At 44.0% G+C, this 5,542-nt stretch carries 3 protein-coding genes; all 3 read right to left on the reverse strand.

Annotated features, from left to right (window positions below; genetic code table 11):
- Positions 1–130: 130 nt before the first annotated feature.
- From G563_RS0118180 to G563_RS0118190, 3 genes are read right to left on the reverse strand one after another with little or no spacing between them, the layout of a single operon-like run.
- Complete coding sequence (locus tag G563_RS0118180; protein ID WP_028666554.1) at positions 131–2,233, reverse strand: outer membrane protein assembly factor BamB family protein; 2,103 nt, start codon at positions 2,231–2,233, stop codon at positions 131–133.
- Positions 2,234–2,271: 38 nt separating this feature from the next.
- Positions 2,272–4,386: an outer membrane protein assembly factor BamB family protein gene (locus tag G563_RS0118185; protein WP_028666555.1), complete on the reverse strand. Its 2,115-nt coding sequence runs from the start codon at positions 4,384–4,386 to the stop codon at positions 2,272–2,274.
- Between the two features lie 30 nt (positions 4,387–4,416).
- Positions 4,417–5,313 carry a sugar phosphate isomerase/epimerase family protein gene (locus G563_RS0118190; RefSeq protein WP_028666556.1) on the reverse strand — a complete coding sequence of 299 codons (897 nt, stop codon included), beginning with the start codon at positions 5,311–5,313 and terminating at the stop codon, positions 4,417–4,419.
- Between the last annotated feature and the right edge of the window lie 229 nt (positions 5,314–5,542).

Raw genomic sequence — 5,542 nt, forward strand, 5'->3', positions numbered from 1 at the left:
GTTGAAGGCGGTCTGGTTCATCAACTCATACCCGTTTTCGCATTGTTGTATTTTTTTTAGCAACAATTTAACCAAGTTATTTCACAATCTATAAAGTATTCTATCAGTGAGGTTTTTATTTCATAATTTTTCAAGGTAAAGCAAAAGCCACTACTTGATTTCCTTTATTGGTACCCAATTTGGTTCCTCCACAAGCAATCACTACGTACTGACGACCATTAACTTGATAAGTACTTGGCGTCGCAAAACCCGCAGCGGGTAGTTGATATTCCCATAGCAATTTGCCATTTTTTGAATTGTAAGCTCTAAATTTAGCATCGCGGGTAGCAGCAATAAACAACAGTCCCCCCGCCGTAACCACCGGGCCACCGTAGTTTTCACTACCTGTTTGAGGTATTCCTTTGGCTTTTAGTTCGGGGTACTCACCAAATACATTTTTCCAAACGTATTCACCTGTATTGAGATTGATGGCGTTTAAGGTACCCCAAGGTGGAGCAATGGCCGGATATCCTTGGCTATCTAGGAATTTATTGTAGCCAGTTGTTTTGTAAGGAATGACTGGATTTTTGCCTTTATTATTGACGACACCTGTCGCTTCCTGTTTTTCATCCCCAAACAAGAATGCTACCAGAGCTGCTTTTTCTTCAGGTTTCAACGTCGTAAAGCCAGGCATCATTCCTTTTCCATTGCTCACAATGTTTTTGACATAATCACGACTTTGTCTCAACTGAATATCAACCAAAGAAGGATACCCACTTTTGGTATTCCCTTTACGCTCAGGCCCGTGGCAGGCCGAACAATACAAAGTGTATGTTTTGGCTCCTTCACTTAGGTGTGCCAACTCACTTTGTTTTGGAGTATCGACCATCGTCAACACCCACGCCATTTCATTGGAATTAACGTACATGATGCCATTGGGGTCAACGGCAGCGCCCCCCCACTCTGCTCCTCCATCATAGCCCGGAAAAATCAACGTACCTTGTTTGCTGGGAGGAGCCATGTACCCTTTTTTAAGACTTTTAAAGACCGTAACCAACGAGTCATGATCTTTACTGTAAGGGTTTAAATCTTTTTCGGTCAACGATTGCCGCGCAAATGCCGCTGGTTTAGTGGGTTGGGGCTGAGTAGGCCAGGTGGATTCCCCCGGTAGCTTACTTTGTTCTACGGCCACTTCTTTGATCGGGAAAAGCGATTTTCCTGTCAATCGATCAAATACCAGCACATGCCCCGACTTGGTTGTTTGGGCAACGGCATCCACGCGTTTTCCATTGTGATTGACCGTTATTAAATTAGGTGGAGAAGGAAAATCTCGATCCCATACATCATGATGAACAAATTGATAATGCCAGAGCCGCTTGCCGGTGCGAGCATCAAGGGCAAGCAGACAATTAGCAAAAAGATTTTTTCCTTTACGATTGCCGCCATAAAAGTCAAAAGCTGCCGAGCCAGTGGGCACAAATAAGATGCCCCGTTGACGATCTACGGCCATGCCAGCCCAGTTGTTAGCTCCACCAACATCTGTATTTTTCCAGGTGTTTTTAGGCCAAGTATCATAGCCATATTCTCCTGGTTGCGGTATGGTATGGAATACCCAAGCCAACTTACCCGTTTGGATATCAAATGCCTGCACATGCCCCGGTGCTGCATCGGCTCCTTCTGATAGTCGCATAGGCATGATGATAAGGTTCTCAAAAACGGTGCCTGGGGTATTAGAAATGACAAACTTTTCCTTAGCTGATTCTCCCAAACCTGTACGTAGGCTTATACGCCCTGCTTGACCAAAACTATCAATGGGTTTTCCGGTGGTAGCATTTAAGGCATACAACCAATGCCCCGAAGTAAACAAAATACGTTCGTCTCCTTGCTGATTTGTCCAGTATGTAACCCCTCTACTAGTACTTACCCCCGACTTAAAAGGGTCACCAAATCGCCATATCTCTTGCCCCGTAGCAGCATCCAAAGCAAATACTTGCAAAGCCGAAGAAATACCGTACAATTTACCTTTCACAATGATGGGATTCATTTGCATCTGCCCGGTATCGGGGGCAGCGTACGACCACGCTACCTTAAGTTGGGTTACATTGTTGGTATCAATTTGATTTAATAAAGAATAATGATTGCGGTCGGGACCGCCCAAATACTCATCCCAATCGACGTTGGTTTTCTCATCAAAACGAGGATAGAAGGCTACCAATACTGCAATAATGAGCAAAAAAGGAAAGATACGAAACATACAAATATTTATTTAAGCCTATTTCAGAAGGTGATTTTTTAATTTTCTAAACAAAAAGCCACGTATTTGTCACCCGATTTGGTTTTGAGTTTTCCACCGCCGCAGGCAATCACAATGTATTGTTTATTATTCACAACATAAGTACTAGGCGAAGCATATCCTCCTGCTGGCAAGGGATATTCCCACAGTATTTTACCCGTTTTTTTGTCAAAAGCGCGAATTTTTTCATCGCGACTTGCCGCAATGAATAGCAATCCACTTGCCGTCACTAGGGGGCCTCCGTAGTTGTCGGTACCAGTAGGTGCCATTCCTTTTTTGGTAAGTTCGGGATACTCGCCCAACGGTACTTGCCAGCGGTGTTTGCCCGTGTTGAGATCAATCGCCGTGAGAGTGCCCCAAGGCGGAGTGCTGACAGGATATCCTTCACTATCATACCACCGATTGTAGCCAGTGTGTTGATAGGGCACTACCTCTTTTTGGGTGGTAACTACTTGTTTTCCAGCAGCAGTATTATTGTACAAAAACTCAATGATAGAATTACGTTCAGCAACGGAGATATGCGAAAAAGAAGGCATCATTCCACGTCCTGTCATCAATAATTTCAAGGTTTGGGCTTTTGAAAGTCGTTTGTCTAATTGTAACAAAGAAGGATATGAACCGTCATGGTTTCCCTTGCGGTCTAATCCATGACAAGCCGAACAATACAATCGATAAGGGTTATTGGTTTGCGCTGTGCTTTTATCATCTTGATTTCGACGAATCAAAGTCATATGAACGGGGATTTCTTTGGCTGGTACATACAGCACACCTTCGGGATCTGCGGCGGCGCCCCCCCATTGGGCACCTCCATCGGTACCCGGAAAAAATACCGTCATTTTTTCACTTAAAGGGATATAAGGTGTTCCTGTTTGAGCTTTACGCAGCATTAGCTTCACAGAGTCAAGATTAGAAGCCCACGGATTGATGTCTTTTTCAGTAAACGATTGGCGGGTAAATGGCGTCGGTAATTGGGGAATTGGCTGGGTCTGACTGGGCTGCTCACCTACTACCGCTTCCTGTGGGAAAGGAGTTTCTTGGATAGGAAAAATAGGTTCGCCCGTTACTCTATCAAATACAAACGTAAATCCCTGCTTCGTAATTTGGGCTACTACATCGATTTTTCTGGGACGACCATCGGAGCCAGTTCGAGTAATAGTCAACAAATTGGGTGGAGCCGGCGGGTCGCGGTCCCAAATATCATGATGTACGAGTTGATAGTGCCAAAGTCTTTTACCAGTGGCGGCGTCCAGGGCGAGTAAGCAGTTTGCGTACAAGTTGCTTCCTTTTCGGTTTGCCCCGTAAAAATCATGGGCCGCCGAGCCGGTCGGAGCGTATACGATTCCCCGTTCTCGGTCAATCGCCATCCCCATCCAATTGTTTGCTGCACCGATTCGTTGACGCGGGTTTTCGGGCGACCAAGTTTCATAGCCGGCCTCTCCCTTTTGGGGGATGGTACGAAATGTCCACACCAATTTACCTGTTCGGGTATCATAAGCCCGAATATCTCCTAATAAGGCGGTTTCGCTTTCGGAGACGCGCGTACCAGTGATTAGGAGGTTTTTATAAATTGTATTGGGTGTATTGGATACTACATAGTTATCGGCACCGGGGCGTTCGATACCAATCTTAAGGTCTATTTTACCCTTATCACCAAACCCCTCAACAAGTTTTCCAGAATTGGCATTCAAGGCATAGAGCCATCTACCTGCCCCGAAAAAAATGCGTTTATCTGCTCCCTCCTCCCAATAAGTGACTCCTCGGCTAGTGGTGCCACCATTATCAGTGAAATCAGTTTTCCAAAGTTCTTTACCCGTAGCTGCCTCTACGGCAAACGCCTGTGTATTGGCCGATACGCCATAAAGGACACCGTCAATAATAATGGGATTGCATTGCATCTGTGTACGGTTTTGGAGGGTATCAGCTCCTCCCGACGCATAGCTCCAAGCTATTTTTAGCTTTCCGACATTGTCTTTATTGATTTGGGTCAAAGGTGAATAATGACTGCGAGCTCCGTCACCGTTGTATTCTGGCCAATCGACACGATTATCGAACTTTTGAAACCCCCAAGCCGCACTCACCAAAACAATCAGGCAAAGATTCGTTTTTTTTAACATAGGGACAGGAAATACATTGTGTGATATCTTCTAAAAATATTGCTGTATTGCTTGGGGATAATCAGCAAAAGCCAATTCAGGTTCAGGAATTTCTGGATGCCACATTTTTTCCCATTCAAAACTGTAGTAGCCCTTATACCCACCCGATTTGAGGGCATCTATGGCTTCTTTGAGCGGTGCTTCCCCCTTTCCTACAAATGTATAAGCAGGTTTGCCATTTACCATACTTCCATCTTTGATATGGGTATGAACAATGTATTTTTTGAGTGTCTTATACACTTCAGTTGGAGATTCTTTTGTGATTGACCACATGTTGAAAATATCCCAAATAAGACCCACATTCGGGTGATTGGCTTGTTGCATAATTTGAAGTAACACATCTTTCCAAATCACCTGACCATGTGATTCGAGCAATACCGTCACTTTTGCTTCCTTAGCGTAGCGCCCCAGTTCTGATAGGTTTTCGCTGATAAGATTAATGGTTTGCTCCCGGTCTTGATCTTTGGGTAAGTCATTGGGGAAAACCCTTACGTAGGGACACGAAAGCTCATGCGCAAGGTCAATGAAGCGTCTGGCTTCGTCCATGTTTTTTTGTCGCTTGGCGGTGTCCATAAAATGCAAATTAGATGAAGCACCCAAATTGCAGATCTTGAGTTTATTATCTGCAAAGAGCTGACGAGTTTGGGCAAGGTCGGTACTAAACTCAGGGCGCTTGGGTAGATACATTTCTTTTTCTAGGCCCCTGATTTCAATGGCTTCGTATTTTGCAGCCACGGCAGTTTGGACAATTTTTGACAAAGGCCAAGTCGGACAGCCCAAGGTAGAAAAAGCTAAGCGCGGTTTTGTCTTTTTTGTCGAAATATCAAGAGACGAAGCCAATGCTAGCCCTAAAGAGCGCTTAAGAAAATTTCTGCGGGTAGTTTGCATTGTCGAATTTGGTAAATTTTTTAGAGAATTTCATCCCATTTATCATGTTGTCTATAAAACTTAAAAATTGATTTTAATTACTGTTTTTTTATCAATTTCTTATTTGAGGTATGTTTGCAACTATCAGTGCTTACGTCATAAGTGCAAAACTTGCACTTATGACGTAAGCATTTAATTATCAGAGTATTACGGTGTGAAAAATATCAATAATTGTTTTTTTGCCCCTATT

Origin of the sequence: Runella zeae DSM 19591, assembly GCF_000423565.1 — a bacterium.
GTDB classification, from domain to species: domain Bacteria; phylum Bacteroidota; class Bacteroidia; order Cytophagales; family Spirosomataceae; genus Runella; species Runella zeae.

Coding starts and splice junctions, on each gene's coding strand:
- G563_RS0118180 (WP_028666554.1), bottom strand. CDS start 2,233: ATGTTTCGTATCTTTCCTTTTTTGCTCATTATTGCAGTATTGGTAGCC.
- G563_RS0118185 (WP_028666555.1), bottom strand. CDS start 4,386: ATGTTAAAAAAAACGAATCTTTGCCTGATTGTTTTGGTGAGTGCGGCT.
- G563_RS0118190 (WP_028666556.1), bottom strand. CDS start 5,313: ATGCAAACTACCCGCAGAAATTTTCTTAAGCGCTCTTTAGGGCTAGCA.